Origin of the sequence: Streptomyces sp. NPDC048192, assembly GCF_043202415.1 — a bacterium.
GTDB lineage: Bacteria > Actinomycetota > Actinomycetes > Streptomycetales > Streptomycetaceae > Streptomyces.
In genome coordinates, this window is the sequence record NZ_JBIDAL010000029.1 from 23897 (window position 1) to 42432 (window position 18536).

The window sequence follows — 18536 nt, forward strand, 5'->3', positions numbered from 1 at the left end:
ATGCAGTTGCCTATCGGGAAACTATGTGCCACTCTGGCAGCATGCTTCTGCTGGAGGATGAACGCGATGAACACGTACGATGACGCCCGCGCGGCGCTGGACGCGGCCGCTACCGCACGAAGTGCCGCCCGCTCGCGTCCTGTCGCGGCATGGCACCCGCCCTTCGTCGGACTCGGCTTCGCCGCCGGGCTGTCCGCGCTTGGCCTGGCCGATGACCTGCACCCCTGGCAGTGGGCGATCCGCGCGGTCGCTCTCCTCCTGGTCGCCGCGGCCGTCGCCGTGCCTTTTGCGGCCGCGCGCCGAAGCGGAGTCATGGCCTGGTCGGCAGGTCCGGGCAAGGCCGACCGCTGGAAGAACGGCGCTTCCATGTCACTTGTCGTGGTCGTAGCGCTGCTCGTCGACGCGGCAGCCGGCGGCCCCTGGTTCTTCGTCGTGCTGGGCTGTGGTCTCGGCGCGTCCGCCTGGATCCGCCTGGCCGGCGCACGCAAGGCGTGAGGACCGATGTCAGGGAAGCTGCATGAGCAGATCCACCACCCCACGCGCCTGGCCATCGTCGCCTTCCTCTCCGGCTGCATGGAGGCCGAGTTCAAGGCGGTCCAGGAGTGCTGCGGTGCGTCGGCGGCTACGCTGTCAAAGCTGGTCACAGCGCTGGAAAGTGCCGGGTACGTACGGGTGCGCAAGGGATACCTCGGCAGGCGACCACGTACGTGGCTCTCTTTGACGCCCGACGGCAGGAAGGCTCTGGAAGAGCACCTTGCCGCGTTGAACGCGCTGGTGAACACAAGTGTCGAACAGGGCCGACGGCACGGCACGGCCGCCACGCCCGACACCTGAAACGCCGGTAGGTGCCCGTCCTGTACACGGGGCGCCTACCGGCTTGCGGGCGGGGGCGTCACACAAGGGGGTATGTGACAGGCTTCGTTCCGTCACTTCACGATGCCCGGACGCCCGGCGCGGAGTCCGTTGATGGACGGCGCCGTGGTGTGTGCGGGAGAGGCGACGGTCACGCAGTCCGAGTGCTTGCCGTAGGACAGCGCCGCGCCGGCGGCCCGTTGTAGCACTGCCAGGTCGCGGGAGCCGAACGTGTGCGGAGTCACCGCGCCGACCGAGACGGCGAAGTCGACGGTGAGGCCGTCGTCCAGGACGACCGGAGCGGGGAGTATGCGGAAGGAAGAACGGCTGGGGGGAGCGAGCCTTCCTCCTTCTTCCACTCCGGCGGACCACCTGACGGAGCTGCCCGAGAGTCCCTCCTGAGGCGTCCCATGGATCGTCCCTCATGCACGCCAAGTCAATGAGGGACGATCCACAGGCCGTATGGTCTGCTGGCAGGGCCGTGTCCCCGGGGTGGGCGCGGTGACCGGTTGGGCCTCCGCTCGCAGAGGATGCAAGCGCGGGCGGCACGTCACAGCCACCCCAGTCTGTGCGCGAGCAGCGCGCCGACGAGGCCGGTCTCTGCGAGACGCGCTGAGCACTGCACTCCTTCGCCTCGGAACCTGGCTGATGGGAGCGCGTCGCCGACCCGGGGCCAGCCGGGTGGGCAAGCCGAGGAAGTCCAGACGGGTACTGGCGGGCCGCCCGGTGAGGAGACGGTCATGGAGGTTCGGTCCAGAGTCGCTTGAGTCGCTTCGGTCGCTCGTGAGCACCTAAGGCTCCCCCGCTGTGCGGGGTGGCTGACGAGCTGGTCAGGGCTGTTTGACGTGGTTTCAGGGGGGCTGCTGCACGATCGGGTGACATCTGAACTGGCTTGCCCTCTAGGGCGGGTGGGAAGGATGTCGCTGTGCCCAAGCCTTATCCGGAAGAGTTCCGCCAGGACGTCGTGCGGGTCGCGAGGAACCGCGGCCCGGGTGTCACGGTGGAGCAGGTGGCCACCGATTTCGGGGTTCACCCGATGACGTTGTGGAAGTGGATGCGCCGGGCGGACATCGACGACGGGTCCAAGCCCGGGGTGACCAGCCAGGAGAGCACGGAACTGCGGGAAGCACGTCGGCGGATCAAGCTGCTGGAGCAGGAGAACGAGGTCCTGCGCCGGGCTGCGGCCTATCTGTCGCAGGCGCATCTGCCGGGAAAAGGATCTACCCGCTCGTGAGAGAGCTGGCCGTGGACGGGGTGCCCGTCACGGTGACGTGCCGGGTGCTCAAGCTCGCCAGACAGCCCTACTACCGCTGGCTGGGCAAGCCGGTCGCCGACGCCGTGCTGGAGGAGGCATATCGCGCGAACGCGCTGTTCGACGCCCACCGCGAGGACCCGGAGTTCGGCTACCGGTTCCTGGCCGATGAAGCGCGTGGTACCGGGGCGGGCATGGCGGACCGGACTGCGTGGCGGATCTGCCGGGACAACCGCTGGTGGAGCGTGTTCGGCAAGGAGCGCGGCAGGGGCAAGAAGGCCGGCCCGCCGGTGCACGATCTCCCGCCGGGTCGAAGGCCGCCCCGGCGACTTCATCGGCGACCGTCCCGTCAACTCCGTCATCCAACCCGCTGGTCGTCCCACAACAGACCTCTCTGATCAGGCATGTTGCTACGACTGGTTGAACCCGGGCAGTTCCGGTCCCGGAAGTTCGTCCGGGCCCTCGACCGGCACCGGATGGCCGGATCGATAGCAAGAGTCGGGGCGGCCGGCGACAACGCAGCCATGGAGTCCTTCTTCAGCCTGCTGCAGAAGAACGTCCTCGACCGCCGGACCTGGGCCACCCGTGAAGAATTGCGGATCGCGATCGTGTCCTGGATCGAGCGGACCTACCACCGGCGCCGCAGACAAGCCGCACTCGGCCGGCTCACACCCGTCGAATTCGAGACCGTCATGACCACACCGGCCCTCCAGGCCGCGTGACCGAACCTGTCACCCGATGGTGCAGCAGACCCTCTCTCGTCTTGTACGGGGTGGGTAGGCCCGGGGCAGGCGGTTTGGTTGTCCGCCGTTCGCCTGTCCCGGGGCGTAGCTACAGCGCGAAGTCGCTGCGGCTGGTCCAGCTGACGGGGTTGTGCCAGAGGCTGGCCTTCGCGGCTGGCCACTCCATCTGCCAGCCGGGCCGAAGCCCGCGCGCTCCGCCAAGGACGACTGCGGCGCGCACGGCATCCCCAAGCGGCCCAAGACGCAGAACCTCGGGTCGTCCAGCAGCGGGCCTGCCGTCCGCCTGGGGCGCCGTGAAGGAGGTGCTGCCGGAGGCCGGTGACGTGCTCTGGACCGGACGGCCATGGCGCAGCAGGCTGAGACTGGTGGGCCCTGTTCTCCCGAAGCTACGGTCTCTAGCGGATGCGGCTGGGCTCAACGAAACTCCCGCCAGAGTTTCTCTACTGGGGGATGTCGATCAGGACGCGGCCGCGGCCGCTGGCGTCGATGCGGTCGTGGGCTTTGGCGATGCCAGCGAGCGGGAAGCGGGCGCCGACATCCACGGTGAGGGCGCCAACGGCGGCCGCGGCGGTGAGGTCGCGGGCGCCCTGGCGTTTGGCCTCGGCGGGGAAGTCGGGGCTGCCGAGCAGGCGCAGAGTGACGTTGTTGAACAGCAGGGTCCAGAACGGAATCTCGGTACGGTCGTCGCGGGTGGCGTACGCGGCGATGACCGCGCCGTTCGCGGCCAAGGCGTCGTCCAGGTCGGCGTTGTCGGAGAGAGCGACTTCGATGATCCGGTCTACGCCGTCGGGCGCGTAGGAGCGGATCACGGCGGCCGGGTCGCCCGAGTCGAGGGCGACTGCGTGGGAGACCACCGCGGGATCGATCCGGTCCAGTTCGGTGCCGCGTCGGACAGTGCCGATGACCGTGGCCCCGCCCCAGCGGGTGAGGAGCAGGCGGTGTGTCCGGAAAGACGAGAGGCGGCCTGCACCTTGGGTGCAGGCCGCCTCAGCGGTACGGGAACGCGGGTCACAGGTCGGACGGGAGTCGTTCGCCGGTTTCGGCGTCGTAGGCGACACCGGTCGGCGATAGGCGCACTTCCCGGGAGTCCGGCTTCATGCCCTCGTGCCAGGTCTTCCCGCCCACCGCAGCACGCACAGTCACATCCGCGAGCGGGTCCTTGACCGGCACGACGATCTCAGGGCTCTTGGGGTACCACCGGTCGTTCCCCCGTGAGGTTTGAGCGGTCTGCCCCGTGGTGGCGTCTATGCGCAGGAACTGGGCGTTCCGGTCGGCGTACGTGCGCAACTCCACGATGACACTGTCCCGATCAGTGGTCCAATGAGCCACGACGTCTGCTTCGACGCCGTCGATGTGGAGCTTCGCCCCGGAGCGGCCTTTGTAGGCAGCGGCCTTGGCCTGTCGCTGCTGGGTCTGTTGTTCGTCGTGGGCGTGCTGGACCACGCACCCACCGACGATGCCGAGAGCAGCGATAGCCGCGACGTAAGGCCAGGTACGCCGACGCGTCCTCGAGGGCCTGTCGCCAGCCGAGTGCGGTGCGGGTGCCGGTAGGGCTGGCGATTCGGGCGTGCTGTGCCAGGCCGGTGCTTCTGCGTCACCGGGCTGTCGCTGCCACCATTCGACGTCTTTGCCCATGCGGGCGACGGTAGCGCGCAGTTGGGCTGCCTGGTCGCGGTTGCCGCACAGTTCCGCCACCTGTGCCCGGGTCGCCAGCCACGACACTGCCTCATTGGAGTTGATCCCGTAGGCGTTGATGTCCTCCCGCTCGCCGATGGCGGCCAACTGCGCGGCCTCGCTGCACCGGCCTTCCCTCGCGGCCTGGAGAACGTCCTCGTGCCGGCTGTCGATGACGTTCGGAGGCATCTCCCAGTCCCAGTCGCCGGCAGGGGCGTCTGTGGTGGCGTCCTGCTCGACCGGCGCGCCCAGATCCACCAGGAAGCCGCCGGCTCCCTGGTATTCCTCGTCGCGGTAGTCGCCTTCGGAGTCGGCCTCCTCCAGCACGATCGGCGCAACGACATCTCGCTCCGCTTCGATGGTCGGTTCGTCAGCCGCGGCGGCTTGCTGGGCTTGGCGGCGGCGGCTGGAGGTGTCGGTGAGCCGGGATTCTTCCTCGCTGATCACGGTTTCGATGACGTCGACGTAGTCGGGGCCGACCTTCCACACCGCCTGACCGGGGTCCAGTGTCGGGATCATCGTGATTGCCCAGTCCGGCAGGCCGAGCAGCGTCCCAACGTTGCCCGCTTCCTCGGGGCCGAGGCGGCCGACGTGGGCGACCTCGCACAGGCGGGCCAGGTCCTGTGCCTTGCCGTCGCCGAGGTCGGACAGCGTGTGCATGAGCACGTCCAGGGACAGCGCAGCCTTACGGCTGTTCTTCAAAAGGCGCTGGATGAGTTCGGCGGTGGTGGGGGAGAGCAGGATCTGCCATGCCTCCTCCAGCACCAGGTGCCGGTGCACGGCGGTGGACTGGCGCAGCCACACGTGCTCGGCCCAGCAGGAGATGGCGGCCATCAGCGAGGGGATCGCCGGGCTGTTGCGGTCCAGTTGGGAGAAGTCGAAGGACAGGATCGGCAGGTCAGTCTCGGGCAGGGACGCATTGTCACCGTCGAACAGGCCCCGGAGCGAGCCTTCGGTGTAGCGGGACAGGGCGATGGCGGCGCCCTCGCCCCACTCGGTGAGCTTCGCCGCCGGCCACCTGCCGTCCTCCGGGCTCACGAGCGCGTCCACCAGTCCGTTCAGGGAGGTGGCCTTGGGGTGGTTCAGGGCGTGCTGGAGGGCGTGGGTGCCCTGGTGGCTGAGGGCTGCGGGTTCGACCGCGGCGATCAGCGAGCGGACGAGCTGCTCGCGGACCTCGGGCGGAAACATCGTGGAGCAGGGGCTGAGGGTGAAGGAGCCGGCCTCGATGACCTTGCCGCCCAGCTCGCGTGTGAGTGGTGCCCATTCACCGCCGGCGGTGTCCTCGCCGAAGCTGTCGATGACGACGTACTGGTGGCCGTGATCGAGGATCTCGCGGCGCGCCCGCACCTTGCCCGTCGTGGACTTGCCCGACCCCAGGCCGCCCAGGCCCAGGCTGTTCGTGGAGGGCAGCACGGAAGTCGGGGCCAGGACGGGGGAGAGGTGGAACGGGCGGCCGTCCAGCAGCGAGCGGCCGATCAAGATCCCGGGGAAGCGGGCATTGGAGGCGACGAGCGGCGTGGTGATGGCGGCGTGGTTGGAGGGCAGACGGATCACAGGATCGCCCCTTTCCTGGTGGAGGCTCCGTGGGGGGTGGTCATGACGTGGGCGCGGTGCTGTTGCCCCGGCAGCCAGTCCAGACGGATGCGGTGGCGGTCGGCGGCGAGTGAGGCCTGCCATCGGGCCTCACTGACGGACTCGGGGCTGTCGCCCCACACGGTCAGGTAGGCGTCGACGTCCACGAGGGTGGCGCCCTGGACGAGCGCACCGCGCGTGGTGTCGGCAGTGATCTCGTGCGTGGCCTGCTTGATCTTGTCGGTGGTGAACGCCTCCGCCGCGGCGATCTGCCACTTCGCCGACCGGCGGGACTGGGCCGCCGGCAACGGCCGGTACAGCACCGCCAGTGACCGCTCCGACTTGTGGCCGAGCAGCAGCCGGGGCATCAGGTCGCCGTCCGTCTCGTCGGGCCAACCGGTGATCCGTGCGGTGCAGGCGTAGCGGCCGTCGTCCAGCTCCACCCAGCCGGGCCCCCGGCTGGTCACGGTAGGTACCGGGTCGGGAGCGACGGTCAGCAGCGTGCCCAGGGAGGCAAATTCGCCTTCCAGGGTGTCCAGGATGCGGGCGGGCTGACTGGTCAGGTTCTTCGGGACGTGGACGGAGACGGTCTGGGTGTGGGTGGTGTAGTCGCCGACCGTGGCGTGGTGGGTGACGTGGACCTGGATGCCGGCAGTGCGGGCTTGTCCGGCGGCGAAGGTGAGCGCGTTGCTGAACGCCTGGTGAAACGCAGCCCGGCGCTGCGGGTCCTGCATGGTGCCGTGCTGCAGGTACAGCGCCCACGTCCTGGTCGCCCCCGTGCGGTCGGTCATGTCCGGCGCGGTGCGTTCGCGCAGGTGCCGGTAGCCCACGGCCGCCCAGCGGGCGATCGAGCGCGGACCGGGCGCGAGGTTGATCAGGGCAGCCGCCGCGCAGACCGCGCCGAAGGTCCAGGCGGGCGGCGGCGTGAGCATCGCCGACGCCAGCACAGCGCCCCCGACTCCTGCGTTGACCTTCGTCAGCAGGGTCTCGACAGGGCTCAGTCCACGCTGCACAGCGGGCAAACGGTAGCCAGGGGTCAGGGAGTACATCGGCGAAGCCTCCTAGGAGATCGGGGCCGTTCAGGGCGCCTGGCCCCGGTACTCGCCCTCCCGACCGCGCTGGTGGCGGGAGCGGAAGGGGATACGGAGGCCAGGCGCGATCGGCGGTCTTACGGGGTAGGCGGCCGGCGCGGTGTCTGCGGTGGAGTCGGCGTCTGCGCCGGACGCGCTGGCGCTGCCGGGGCCGGGGTCCTGGTGCCCGCCGGGTTGGACGAGTTGGGTGCCTGGTTGCGCACGGCGGCGCGGGTCTGACGGCGCATTTGCTGGAGCTTCACGATGCGCTCGGCGTGGTCCTTCTCGTACCGGGCGGCCTGCGCCACGGCGGACTCCGTCGTCAGCCGGCCCGGCCGCTGCTGCGGCTTGAACCCGTACGCGGCGAACAGCACGTCCCGATCCCGCGTCATCGCGCGGGCCGGGGTGTCCAGCGTGCGCGGCACCCGTGGGCTGTTCTCCTGCTCGTAGAAGTCCGGCACGCCGGCCCGCATCACCCCCCGCACCAACCGGTTATCGGTATTGCGCTCGACCATCGAGCGAGTGAAGCGGGCCACCTTGGGACCAAAGTACGGGACCCCGTGGAAGATCATCCGCAGCATCAGCACGTCCGCGGCGACCAGCAGCACGGTGTCCACCGCGATCGAGCCCTTGGCCAGTTCCACGAAGGGGGAGACCAGCAGCAGGGCGAACGGCGCGAACATCAGTCCCAGCAGCCGCTGCGCCCACTGCTTGACCGCCGTCATGTCGCCTCCGCGTGCCAGCGAGGCCAGCACCAGCGGTGCCATGCACACGAACGCCAGGATGCCGAGCTGGCGCGTCATGAACACCAGCGCCGCGAAGGCCAGCGCGACGACCAGCGCGCAGATGATCAGCAGCAAGGCCAGCGGATCCCCCGACTGACCCAAGTCACTGCGGATGACAGTGAACAGTGTGGATTCGTTGCTGGCGAACGCAGCTGTGAACGCATCGCTCACGGCCTTGTTCAGCAGCATCACGGCCCCCGGTACAGAGGCCATGGCGGCCACGGAGGCGAGCGTCCAGCCGGTGGAGGCTCCCATCTGCTTGAGGCGCGGTGCGCCCTGCCAAGCGGTCAGGGCGCACACGACAACGACGCAGATGAAGATGGCGACCGCCAGGTGCTGGCCGAGCCACAGGAACGGCTCATACAACCCGCTGTTCGACCGCGCCGGCGCCCACGCCTTCTTCGGCGCAACGAGATCAATGACCTTCTTGATCAGGCTGTCGGCAAGGTCTTTGACGTGCTCAGAGGCTCCTTCGGTGATGCCTCCTCCGCCGCTGCTTCCGCCGCCGGGGGGATGGCTGTCGCGCTCGCAGTACTTGTGCGCCTCGCCGTAGATCCCGTCACACGGATCGCTCTTCTTCTCCTGAGACTTGTTGCAGAACTCCCGCGCTGCGTCATGGATCTTTGAGCAGGGATTGTCGGCCTTGCCCGCCGTGACCAGCAGGCGGTGCAGTCGTGACAACACGGTCAGCCCTTGGCGTTGGTGACGGTGGAGAAGAGGGTGTCGCCGTAGAGGGCAAGGACGACGGCGACGAACAGGGTGCCGATCGCCAGGGTGCCCCTGCGCAGGGCGCTCTTGGGGTCGTGGGACAGCTGCAGCAGCATGCGCAGCGCGATGACCGCGATAACGGCGGCGATGCCCTTGGTGACCAGGCCGGTGCCGGTCAGGCCGATGGTGTCGAAGAAGTCCTTGAAGCCGCCCGACATGTCGACCGGCTTCGCGAGGGTGGTGAGGGCGGTGAACTTGGACATGGGTTTTCAGATCTCCTTGTCGTGAGAGGGGACGGGGCGGCCGACGGCGAACAGGTCGCTCATGGTGTCCAGGGGGTCGAAGCGGACCTTGGTGCCCGGCCTGGGGGCGTCGATGATCCAACCCCCGCCGATGTAAATACCGACGTGGTGAATACTCGCGGGGCTGGAGCCGTAGAAGACCAGATCTCCGGGACGCATATCCTCGGGTTTTACCGGCTCGGAAGCCGCGTACTGCTGCGCGGCGGTGCGCGGCAGGCTGATACCGACTCGCGCATACGCGTACAGCGTAAGTCCGGAGCAGTCAAATCCGGCGACGGATGATCCTGAGGTTCCGTGGGGAGAGCAGCAGGTTCCCTTGGTCGGGCCGTTGGCGTCTCCTCCGCCCCACGAATACGGTGTGCCGATCATCTCTTGTGCCGCGTTCACAACGGTCGCGCCCTGTGTCGCGGCCGTGGTGTCACCGCCGGGCGCTGGCTGCTTAGCGAGGGCCTCGATGGACTGAACGTAGTTCCGTGTTTCCTTGTACGGGGGAACTCCGCCATATCGGCGAACCGCGTCACTACCCGAGTTGTAGGCGGCGAGCATATTGCTCTGCCGGTTGCCGGGAACGTCTTTGACGTCTTTCGCTATGGAGCACAGGTATCGGGCGGCGGCGGGGATCGCGTCCTGGGGATCCCACACGTCCCGTTTCCCGTCGCCGTTTCCGTCGACTCCGTAGGTCTCCCACGTGGACGGCATGAACTGCGCGATACCTTCCGCGCCGACCTGGGAGCGCGCCTGCGGATTGAATCCGGATTCCTGCGTCAAAAGCGCGGCCAGCAGGTTCGGCGTGACCTCGGGGCAGGTGTTTCCCGCGTCCTCGATCAGGCTCTTGTACTGGCTGGGAACGGACAGGCTCAGCGCAGTGGACAGCGGGTCATCGCCGGCGCCCTGCACGAGCGCGGCCACGATCACGGCTGCGGTGGCTCCCACGCCGATCGTGACCACTGTGGAGGCACGCAGCAAGCCGATCTCCCTCCTTCCGGGATTGAGGATGTTTCCGCAGGTCAGATCCGTCATGTCGGACCGTCAGAGGACCGTCATGGCACCGTCACAGGTTGGGCTAGGACCGTCATCGGCTCGCCCGGATGACGGTGGGCTGACAGTGCCGATGACGGTGCCGGTGACGGTCAGAATCGGGACTTCGCAGCGGCGGTGAGGTCGGCCAGGCGGTAGCCGCGCCCGTCGGGCTTCCGGCTCGCTGGGACGCCGCCCAGGAGTTCCGCCAGCCGCTTTCCGGCCTTTGCGGCATCGCTTTCTTCGATACCGAGAAGGGGAGCCAACTCGGTCGTGTAGATGAAGTCGATGCCCTTGCTCTGCATGAGGTCGATGGCCTGCTTGAGCGGTGATTCCGGTGCTTGCTCGATGGCCTTCTGCTGACGGTTGTGGACTTCGTCCACGATTTCCCAGATGAACTTGTCCGGGAAATTGAGTCCTCGGATGAGTGTGGAGCGTCCGTTGGCGAAGAGCACGCCTTGGCCCTTGATGTCCGGGTCGAGGAGGGCGGGGTTGATCGGTGCGACCGTGTCGAAATACGTGTCGCCGAGGGCGACTTTCGCGGTGCCAGCCGATGCCACATACAGGCAGAGCCGGTAGAGGAACTGGTCGCGTACCATGACGGGAATCGCGTTGGTGGACGGCCGCTGTGTCATCAGCACCGTGGAGATACCGGATTCCAGCGATTTCGATACCAACCCACGCGTCTTTTCCGCGATCCTGCGGGCTTGCTCCTTTCCCTCCCTAGACTCGTCGTGGGCGAAGAAGTCGGCGGCTTCGTCCACGATGAAAATAACCGGCTTGAACTTCGGCGCGGGCTGCCGGTTAGCGATCGCGTCCTTGATTTCCGCATACCGGCGGTCCGACCGACTGTTCAGCTCATCGACCATGTCCTCGAACACGGCCGGGTCGTCGGACGACTCGTAACGTGTGGCGATCTTCTCAAACCTGGTGAGCCCGCAGAATTTGCCGTCGAGGAGATACAGGTCGAATTCGCCGTAGGCGATGAGCAGACAGGTGATGAGCCCGTTGACCAGCGTGGTCTTGCCCATCTGCGTCATACCGGCGATCAGCAAGGACGCCTTGTCGAACGAGGGCACCCCGATGAGCTGACCCGTGACGTCATGGCCGAGCGGTACGCCGGCGAACGTCTCGATCCGCTGCCTGCTGGGGGCCGGGAACGGCTGGGTGAACGGCGGTTCGTGCAGCTTGAGCAGCCGCACACGGCGTTCGTTGTCCCGGCTGCGCTCCAGCTGCAGGTGCAGGCGGGTGACGCCGAACATGCCCGCCACGGTGCCGAGCCGCTTCTCCACGTCCTCGTAGGTGCGCCCCTTGGGGACGAGGAAGTCGTAGACCTGGCCGGTGGGCACCGTGTCGATGGTGACTTCGTCGGAGCGGATCACCTGGTCCCTGCCGATGGCGCCGGCCGTAGTGAGGACCGCAGTCAGCTCCGGGTGCGCCGGAGCCGTCTCAACGTCCGCCTCAGCGCCAGCTGGTGACGCTGAGGCCGCGGCCGCAGCTTCCTGTTTCAGGGCCACCGCCGCAGGCTGGGGCTCGCGTGCCCACAGGCGTTTGATGGTGGTTTTGACCTTCCAGGCCAGGTAGCCGAGGGCGACGAGCGCGCCGGCGGCTACCAGTACGGTGGCGGGCCAGGACAGGCCGAGCTTGTCCTTGATGGCGGCCAGGATGCCGAAGGCGACCGCGAGCACGCCGATCCCGCCGGCGACCTGTGCGTAGGCGTCCTCGGGCACCTCGCTGGCCTGCTGTTTTCTCTTTCCCACACCCCTCTCCTTCGGTGATCGTGAACACATGATCTTATCGAACGGGCATGCGGTATTCCGCTGGGTTTTGGTGCTCGCCGGGCCTGCTCCCCGGGTCTGCGAACTGGGGATCCGCTCGCCGGGTCACTCACCGGGTCTGCACCGTGTCGACTGCTGCGTTGCTTCCGGCAGTCGCAGCAAAGGCCAGCCCGCAAGGGGTTGGGGCTGGCCCTCACTGGTGGTGCCGGAGGTGGATCAGGCGGCGTCCGCGTCCTCGGAGTCCTCGTTCTCGGAGTCCTCGGACGTCTCACCGTGGCCCTCGTTGGCCATCAGCGCGGCCCATGCGTGGCGGATGCGTTCCTCGCTGCCGACGTAGCCGGCGCGACGGAAGCTGTCGCGGGCCTGGCGGTAGGACATCGGCGGGTCGTCGCTGTAGCGCAGGTGGCGCAGCACGACGCCGATCTGATCGTCGCTCAGCTGCTCGCCGGGCTGGGGGACCGGTACGCCCGCGACGGCCGCGAGGTCGGCAAGCATGCCCTGTGCCGCCGGGCGTGCCGGGGTGCCGTCCTGCGGCACACCCGGCGTGCCCTCAGGCGTGCCGGAAGGTGTGCCCGTTTCCTGCGGCAGGGCGCTGACCTGCGTGCCGTCGGTGTGCCGGTCGATGGCGGGCGTGCCGGTCGCGTCCCGCCCGGCCGTGCGGGGTGTGCCGGGCAGCGGTGGGGCAATGGGCGTCCACTGTCCCAGCTCGGGCAGGCGGATCGCCGCGACCGAGGCCGGCAGCGCCTTCTCGACGACCGTCTTCGCGGTGGCCTCGGCCTGCTCGTACAGGTCCTCGGTCATGGTCTGCTGCGCCTTGAGCACGCTCAGGCGGTAGTCCGTCTCGGCCTCGGCCACGCGCCCGTTCAGCTCGGCGGCCAGAGTGAGCAGCTCGATGCGGTGGGCTGCTTCGGCCTCCATCTCCTCCAGCTGGTCCGCCACCGTCTGCCGCTTGGCGACCAGTTCCTGCCTGGTCTTGCCGGAAACCTTCCGGCCCAGGGACGGCAGGGCGATCCACCAGGTCCCCTTGGCCGACACAATCGCGACCGGGGCGATGACCACTGCCATGCTGAAGCCGGATCCCGCGTGGTGCAGCCTCATGGCCAGGTCGACTGTGGGGATCGCGGCGTTGACAAGGGTGAGCGGGATACCGGCCCACTGCACACGCCGCGCGCGATCCCGGTTGTTGGCAGCCAGGACCTCGGTGGCCTGGAAGACGCACCACAGGGCGTCCAGAGCGCCCACGGTCGGCACGGCCCACACGCCGAACTTCGGTTCCAGGATGGTGTAACTGACGGCCACCGACAGGGCGGCCACCCCGAGGGTGATGACCCCCAGGACCGCCAGGACCATGCTGCGCGGGGACGGCGCCCGCCAGTTCTTCCACTTGTTGTTTTTGCTCACGCTCGTTTTCCTCCTTCGCGTACGCGGAGCGGATGCGGTGTCAGTTGGCGGCCGGCGTCGTGCCGGCCAGGCAGCCGACCTTGGCGACGTGGGCGTCCTGCTCCTCGACCATCCGGCGCACGATCTCGGTGAGCGGAACGTCGGTGGAGCCGGAGAAGTGGTAGCCGAGGTGGTAGTAGTCGCTCGAAGCGATGTGCCAGTCGTCGGCCTCCGGGTAGCCGGCCGCCTTCAGGGCGGAGGCCGGCCAGAGGTCGGCGTACCGGTGCTTGTTATGGATCTCGGCGATCTCCTGCCCGCGCTCGTCGAAGGCCTTGGCCGCGGCCAAGGCCCGGTCCTGGGCGTCGACGAGGCGGGAGAGGGCGGCCATCCACTCGCGGGCGGCCTCAGGGGTGCGCAGGTAGCCGTAGGCCGACTCCAGTTCCTTGCGCGCCCGCTCGTATGCCCGCCAGCGGTCCGGGGCGTCCTTGACGACGTGGCGCAGGTCGGCGACGTAATCCGCCTCCTCCCACCGCTTCCGCGCGTCCTCGTAGATGTCGGACAGAATCTGCCCGGCCACCTCCCTCAGCAGGTGCTCGGCCGGGTCGTCAGACTCGGAGACGTACGTCAGCTTCGGGTCGTTGAAGAAGGAGCGGGGCATGCTCGGCCGCTCCTCCCGGCCGGTGAACTCTGCGAACTCGAAGCGAAACCCCCAGCCGGAGGGACTCGGCTCGACCTTCCGAAACTGCCGCGGCATGTGTGGCTGGAGCCGGGCGAAGATGTCGTTCACCTGCTCGCCGGTGATCTTCACGGTGCGGCCGAAGGTCATGGAGCTGTCTCCCTGGGGTGCAGGCGGGTGCGGGCGTGGTGCGGTCCGGTCGCGCGCCGTCTGCTGCGATGCGGCGGTCGGCGCTTTGCGCGGCAGCCCAGAGGCGTCCAGAGGCGCGCGTAAGCGGATGGTGCGGGTCACGATCAACCTCCCGAAAGGGCAGGAAAGGCGCGTAACTGCGCCTGTGTTGCGCCGTGTCCCGGCCCGCCGCGCAGAACGGCAGCGGCGGGCCGGGCAGGCGGTGACCGGTCAAGGTGGCGATGCCGGTCCGGGGATCAGCGCCGAGGGCGCTGGTGGAGTCGGTTCAGGTAGGCGTCTTGCAGCCGGGCGAAGGTCTCGTGCAGCCGCTGGCCGTCCCGGCATGCGGGGTTGTCGGTGCAGCGGGGGCACAAGGCGATGTGCGTCTGCCAGGCGCGGTGGGCTGCCTGGTAGCGCTGGTGCAGATCGTCAGGCACGAGGCTGTCTCTCATGGTGGTGCCGGCGGAAGGGTGAACGTCGGTGACGCGGTGCCCGGCCTCCCATGCCACGCTGGCCGCCAGAGCCGCGACCGCGAGCAGCAGACGGGCCAGCGGGTGCGCCGGACCGACGGCCAGAGCGGCTTGGGCCGCACGGTGCTGCGCAGCCCGAGCCGTGTGTATGAGCGGCCGGGTCACCGGGGCCGCTGCTCGGAGCGCTTGTTCTCCTCCGCGACCCTGCGGGAGAGCTCCTCGCGCTCGGCGTCCGTCAGGTTCAGCACGGTCGCCGAGCGGAATCCGGCAGTGGGGGCCGGTACCTGGGCGCAGGCCTGACCGCACCGGCAGCGCCAGTACCCGCACACCCCGCAGGCGTCCGACTCCTCCTCCGTCAGCGCCGCGGCGTCGAGGCGGCCCCGCATCTCGGAGACCGTACGCGGGACCCGCCGATTCGCGGGGACCGCGGCGTCCTGGGCGCGCACCGTGGCCAGCAGATGTGTACCGAGCGCCGCGTCCGGGGCGGTGACACGCCGCGCCCTGGACGGCTGGCGGTTGGTGCGGTGGGAGTTGACCGCAGCCAGGACCCGGCTGAACAGATCGCCCCTCACGGAGGCCTGCTCTGTACCAAGGGGCTGCGGGCGTGTGATCATCGTCATGGTCATAGGGGAGTGCCCTTCCTCTGACCGGACGACCCCGGAGCTTCCACCTTCCGGGGTCGTCGCCTTCTGGTCGGCCGGGCGGCCGGCCACGACCCGGCTCCCGCTCCGTAATTGCTCTGGTGGGGCGGGAGCTGGACCGTGGCGGCCGTCAGGCCGTGCGGGCGAGGTGGTCGTGTGCGATACCCGTCATCCGAGCGGCCAGCTTGCGGCCAGAGGCACACGGTGCGCCGCTCTTGCAGGGCGTGCAGGAGGTGCGGTGCTCGCGGAAGGCGGTGCGGAGCTGGCCGTAGATCGCGGTGGCCGGACCGGCGGCCATCTGGGTGGTGCGGCGGATCCGCTGGCGCAGCTCGATGACGCGGGCGCAGCGGCCAGCGCGGCAGCGCAGGCAGTCGCTCTGTAGGTGCTCGGCGAGCTGCTCGCGCAGCGGTCGGGTGGCGGCGGGCATCTGGACCGGCGCGGGCACGGCCTGGGGGCGAGGCTTGCGGATCGGGCGGGTGGTGCGGCGGCCGGCGGCCGTGGTCTCGGCCGCGAGCAGACGCTCGATCCATTCCTCGGGGGTGATGTCGATGACGATGCGCTGCGCGCTTCCCCCGCAGCGGCGGCCGCCGGACGGCTTGTCGCCGAAGTAGCGGCGCTCGGTCCTCTCGACGGGGGTGCCGTCGCGATGGGGGAGGATCATCGACCTCTTGAGGCGGCGCCAGGCCTCGCAGTCCGGGCAGACCACAAGGACCGGCTCGTTCTCACGGAGGCTGAGGTGTTCGGGCCGCATCTGGCTGGCCAGGATGGGGGCACGTCCGTTGTGACGCATATTCGTCTCCCTTGCTGTTGCGTTCTCCGCCCCTCGCAGGCCTGCCTCGCCAAGGCGGGCGAGTCTGTGACGGACAGGCAGCGCAACGGCTGCGGGTGGCGCACCTGGCTGCTGCTCTCGAGGGACCGCGTCGAACTCGTCACCCCGGCCGGCGTGTAAGCACGGACAGCCAGACGTATGCAGTTGTCCTTGTGCACAAGGTGCAGCAATGTGTATAAGGTTGTCAAGGAGGTAAGCCCGTGAGTGACGGAGACGCCCTGCTGGCCCTGAAGGAGCTGGTGTGCTCCACTAGGTGCAGCTTGCACAACCTGGTACACAAGGGAGGCTCACCGTTGGGCGATGAAATCGGGCAGCCGGAGTATCGCCGCCTCATGCACGATCTGCGCCGCCAGATCGCCGACGGACGGCTTCCCATCGGACAGCCGATCCCTTCAACCGCGAGCCTGGGTCAGCAGTACCGCGTCTCCAGCACCGTCGTTCGACGAGCAGTCAGCGAACTTCGCGCGGAAGGTCTGCTGTACGGACACCCGGGCAAGGGAGTCTTCGTCAAGGCAAGGCCAGCGGAGGTCGCAGACGAGAAGCAGATCCTTGAGCGCCTCGCCTCCGGACTCGCTGATGTCGAGTCAAAGGTGGACAGTCTCCAGGTCACGGATGCGGCAACCCTTGAGGAATTCCGGCGCGAGCTGGCCGAACTCCGACGCGTGGTAGCGGTCCTGCAGACTCAACTGATTGACCTCTACGGGAGACTGGGGCAGCCGTATCCGCACGAGTCTGCCCCCCTCAGAGATAGCACCGGCGGAGCGGAGCGACGTCGGGCCGCAGGCACCTGACCGGATCACGAAAGGGGGACTGAGATGTCCGGCGCTGAAGTCGTGTCACTCCACGGTCGAACGTCCTACCGACCAGACCTCGGGCAACTGGCGCGCAACCAGCTGGCAGCTGCCCGAGCGGCAAAGGGCTTGCCGACTGCTGAGTTCGCTGCGCTGCTGGCCACCATGCTGGGCTGGCCCGTCGGCCCTGAACAGGTTGAGGCATGGGAGACCAGCGCAGTGCCTCCGGGCGATGTTCTTGTAGCCGCTGAACTGCTGGTACGTCAGACCTCCTCCGCCTTCGGCAACGATGCCGACGCCCTGACACAGATTGTCGGTGACCGTTTCGCGGATCTCGCTGGCGTCTACCCAAGTCGATCGGAGTTCCAGGCGAAAGTACCTCCCACCGAGCTGCTGGACACCGCCAAAGACATCCGAGCCGCCGGCCTTTCGTTGAATCTGTTGTGTCAGACGTATTCAGAGGCGCGGCTGCGCGAGATAATCGAGGCGGGCGCTAGCGTGACGTGTCTGTTCCTCAAGCCCTATGGCCGTTTTATCGCTCAGCGCGAGAGTGAGGAAGGCTATCCGGAGGGCCGGCTGTCTGCTCTTACCGCCATGAATTTGACGATCATGGAGGAGCGCGTAGCCGGCCGCCTCTCGCCCGAGGCCGCCAAACGTTTACAGATCGGCGTGTACGACGAGCCGATTCGCTTCAACATCCTGCTTATCGACTCCCAGCTCTGTGTAGCTCAGCCCTATCTGCCGGAGGTCCGCGGCGTTGACTCACCGACGCTCTTGGTCCGGAAGCGTCGAGCTGTCGGGGGTCTGTACGGCACCTTCGAACAGATCTTTTCCTCTCTCTGGGAAAGGCGTGAGGGTTGACCATGGGCCTGGAAGCGTTGCTGGACATCGGTCTGGCGGCTGTCGATCAAGCCGTCGCTGTGGTACGGGAGATGGCAGTCGGAGAAGTCACCAACAAGGGCGACCGCGACATGGTGTCCGCGTTGGACCTGGCGGTTGAGGACAGAGTGCGCAGCTTCCTCCGACAGGAGACCCCCGAGATCGGATTCCTCGGCGAGGAACGCGGGGCAGAAAACCTCAACGCGTCCGGTCTTACGTGGGCGCTCGATCCGGTGGACGGAACAGCCAACCTCGTGCACGGGCTCCCCCTGTGTGGAGTCTCCCTCGGATTGGTGCGAGAAGACCGTTCCGTCTTGGGCATCATCGACCTCCCATTCCTTCAGCGTCGTTTTCACGCCACTGATGGAAACGGCGCCTACGAGGGACGCACTCGTCTAAAGGCAAGCGCCACCAATTCGCTCAGTTCGGCCATGGTCTCCATCGGAGACTACGCTGTCGGCGAGGCAGCGAAGCAACGGAACCGAAAACGACTTGCCGTAACTCGTCTGCTCGCTGAACGAGCTCTACGCGTGCGCATGTTCGGTTCAGCCGCTGTCGATCTGACGTGGGTCGCCTCCGGAAGGCTCGATGCCACGATCGCCATGAGCAACCACCCTTGGGACATGGCAGCAGGCGTCTGTATCGCCCGTGAAGCCGGCTGCGCGGTCATGGACGCAGATGGATCAGCCCATACCTTGAGCTCCCAAGCAACGATCACAGCGGCACCGGGGGTACGTGACGCAATCTTGCAGCTGCTACAGGACAGCAGCGGACTCATGACGGAGTGACCTCCTGACATTATGCCGACTAAAGATGCGCCGACTTATGTGTGCTTATGTGTAGTTATAGACCGTGTAAGTCATGGGATCAGTGTCTGACCTGACGGTCGCAGTGGACGCTCTACTCACCCGCCCAAGCCTTTTGCCACCGTCAGCGGTTCGAGTCAGCC

At 67.9% G+C, this 18536-nt stretch carries 17 protein-coding genes and 2 pseudogenes; 6 read left to right on the forward strand and 13 right to left on the reverse strand.

The window, feature by feature from the left end; genetic code table 11:
• Positions 1 to 66 precede the first annotated feature (66 nt).
• Both ACGFZN_RS38395 and ACGFZN_RS38400 read left to right on the forward strand, forming a co-directional pair.
• On the forward strand, positions 67 to 495 hold the full coding sequence (locus ACGFZN_RS38395) for a hypothetical protein (RefSeq protein WP_393863118.1): 429 nt from the start codon (positions 67 to 69) through the stop codon (positions 493 to 495).
• A 6-nt stretch (positions 496 to 501) separates the two neighbouring features.
• Positions 502 to 834: a winged helix-turn-helix domain-containing protein gene (locus tag ACGFZN_RS38400; RefSeq protein WP_393863119.1), complete on the forward strand. Its 333-nt coding sequence runs from the start codon at positions 502 to 504 to the stop codon at positions 832 to 834.
• Between the two features lie 92 nt (positions 835 to 926).
• Here ACGFZN_RS38400 and ACGFZN_RS38405 read toward each other — a convergent pair whose 3' ends face one another.
• Complete coding sequence (locus tag ACGFZN_RS38405; RefSeq protein ID WP_393863120.1) at positions 927 to 1211, reverse strand: hypothetical protein; 285 nt, start codon at positions 1209 to 1211, stop codon at positions 927 to 929.
• 566 nt (positions 1212 to 1777) lie between these two features.
• Here ACGFZN_RS38405 and ACGFZN_RS38410 point away from each other — a divergent pair.
• Positions 1778 to 2826, forward strand: a pseudogene (locus ACGFZN_RS38410) (transposase).
• Positions 2827 to 3287: 461 nt separating this feature from the next.
• Here the strand turns inward: ACGFZN_RS38410 and ACGFZN_RS38415 are convergent.
• From ACGFZN_RS38415 to ACGFZN_RS38470, 12 genes and pseudogenes are all read right to left on the reverse strand, one after another.
• Positions 3288 to 3776, reverse strand: a pseudogene (locus tag ACGFZN_RS38415) (NADPH:quinone reductase); the annotation flags it as partial.
• 79 nt (positions 3777 to 3855) lie between these two features.
• On the reverse strand, positions 3856 to 6075 hold the full coding sequence (locus ACGFZN_RS38420; RefSeq protein WP_393863121.1) for a hypothetical protein: 2220 nt from the start codon (positions 6073 to 6075) through the stop codon (positions 3856 to 3858).
• The gene (locus ACGFZN_RS38425; protein WP_393863122.1) at positions 6072 to 7106 is read right to left on the reverse strand and encodes a hypothetical protein; all 1035 of its coding nucleotides are present in this window, start codon (positions 7104 to 7106) and stop codon (positions 6072 to 6074) included. The genes ACGFZN_RS38420 and ACGFZN_RS38425 overlap by 4 nt, the downstream gene beginning before the upstream one ends.
• Before the next feature lie 155 nt (positions 7107 to 7261).
• The gene (locus ACGFZN_RS38430) at positions 7262 to 8632 is read right to left on the reverse strand and encodes a hypothetical protein (protein WP_393863123.1); all 1371 of its coding nucleotides are present in this window, start codon (positions 8630 to 8632) and stop codon (positions 7262 to 7264) included.
• Between the two features lie 2 nt (positions 8633 to 8634).
• Positions 8635 to 8919: a hypothetical protein gene (locus ACGFZN_RS38435; protein WP_393863124.1), complete on the reverse strand. Its 285-nt coding sequence runs from the start codon at positions 8917 to 8919 to the stop codon at positions 8635 to 8637.
• A 6-nt stretch (positions 8920 to 8925) separates the two neighbouring features.
• Positions 8926 to 9978 (reverse strand): NlpC/P60 family protein, encoded by a 1053-nt coding sequence (locus ACGFZN_RS38440; RefSeq protein WP_393863125.1) that lies wholly within the window; start codon positions 9976 to 9978, stop codon positions 8926 to 8928.
• 110 nt (positions 9979 to 10088) lie between these two features.
• On the reverse strand, positions 10089 to 11735 hold the full coding sequence (locus ACGFZN_RS38445; RefSeq protein WP_393863126.1) for an FtsK/SpoIIIE domain-containing protein: 1647 nt from the start codon (positions 11733 to 11735) through the stop codon (positions 10089 to 10091).
• Positions 11736 to 11969: 234 nt separating this feature from the next.
• Complete coding sequence (locus tag ACGFZN_RS38450) at positions 11970 to 13154, reverse strand: hypothetical protein (RefSeq protein ID WP_393863127.1); 1185 nt, start codon at positions 13152 to 13154, stop codon at positions 11970 to 11972.
• Between the two features lie 40 nt (positions 13155 to 13194).
• Positions 13195 to 13959: a hypothetical protein gene (locus ACGFZN_RS38455; protein WP_393863128.1), complete on the reverse strand. Its 765-nt coding sequence runs from the start codon at positions 13957 to 13959 to the stop codon at positions 13195 to 13197.
• A gap of 275 nt (positions 13960 to 14234) precedes the next feature.
• Entirely contained in the window at positions 14235 to 14414 is a 180-nt protein-coding gene (locus ACGFZN_RS38460) for a hypothetical protein (protein ID WP_393863129.1), read from the reverse strand.
• A 194-nt stretch (positions 14415 to 14608) separates the two neighbouring features.
• Positions 14609 to 15019: a hypothetical protein gene (locus ACGFZN_RS38465; protein WP_393863130.1), complete on the reverse strand. Its 411-nt coding sequence runs from the start codon at positions 15017 to 15019 to the stop codon at positions 14609 to 14611.
• Positions 15020 to 15218: 199 nt separating this feature from the next.
• Positions 15219 to 15878, reverse strand: coding sequence for a hypothetical protein (locus ACGFZN_RS38470; RefSeq protein WP_393863131.1), 660 nt, complete (start codon positions 15876 to 15878; stop codon positions 15219 to 15221).
• A 239-nt stretch (positions 15879 to 16117) separates the two neighbouring features.
• Here ACGFZN_RS38470 and ACGFZN_RS38475 point away from each other — a divergent pair, with 239 nt between their 5' ends.
• The 3 genes from ACGFZN_RS38475 to ACGFZN_RS38485 are packed head-to-tail and all read left to right on the forward strand — an operon-like array spanning position 16118 to position 18375.
• On the forward strand, positions 16118 to 16708 hold the full coding sequence (locus ACGFZN_RS38475) for a winged helix-turn-helix domain-containing protein (protein WP_393863132.1): 591 nt from the start codon (positions 16118 to 16120) through the stop codon (positions 16706 to 16708).
• A gap of 24 nt (positions 16709 to 16732) precedes the next feature.
• Positions 16733 to 17569, forward strand: coding sequence for a DUF5919 domain-containing protein (locus ACGFZN_RS38480; RefSeq protein ID WP_393863133.1), 837 nt, complete (start codon positions 16733 to 16735; stop codon positions 17567 to 17569).
• A gap of 2 nt (positions 17570 to 17571) precedes the next feature.
• Positions 17572 to 18375, forward strand: a complete 804-nt coding sequence (locus tag ACGFZN_RS38485; protein WP_393863159.1) for an inositol monophosphatase family protein — start codon at positions 17572 to 17574, stop codon at positions 18373 to 18375.
• The last annotated feature ends 161 nt before the right edge of the window (positions 18376 to 18536 follow it).

What these genes read in the sequence shown, in the direction of transcription:
- ACGFZN_RS38470 (WP_393863131.1), bottom strand. Translation starts at nt 15,878, where the DNA reads ATGCGTCACAACGGACGTGCCCCCATCCTGGCCAGCCAGATGCGGCCC.
- ACGFZN_RS38455 (WP_393863128.1), bottom strand. Translation starts at nt 13,959, where the DNA reads ATGACCTTCGGCCGCACCGTGAAGATCACCGGCGAGCAGGTGAACGAC.
- ACGFZN_RS38435 (WP_393863124.1), bottom strand. Translation starts at nt 8,919, where the DNA reads ATGTCCAAGTTCACCGCCCTCACCACCCTCGCGAAGCCGGTCGACATG.
- ACGFZN_RS38395 (WP_393863118.1), top strand. Translation starts at nt 67, where the DNA reads ATGAACACGTACGATGACGCCCGCGCGGCGCTGGACGCGGCCGCTACC.
- ACGFZN_RS38485 (WP_393863159.1), top strand. Translation starts at nt 17,572, where the DNA reads ATGGGCCTGGAAGCGTTGCTGGACATCGGTCTGGCGGCTGTCGATCAA.
- ACGFZN_RS38400 (WP_393863119.1), top strand. Translation starts at nt 502, where the DNA reads ATGTCAGGGAAGCTGCATGAGCAGATCCACCACCCCACGCGCCTGGCC.
- ACGFZN_RS38480 (WP_393863133.1), top strand. Translation starts at nt 16,733, where the DNA reads ATGTCCGGCGCTGAAGTCGTGTCACTCCACGGTCGAACGTCCTACCGA.
- ACGFZN_RS38440 (WP_393863125.1), bottom strand. Translation starts at nt 9,978, where the DNA reads ATGACGGATCTGACCTGCGGAAACATCCTCAATCCCGGAAGGAGGGAG.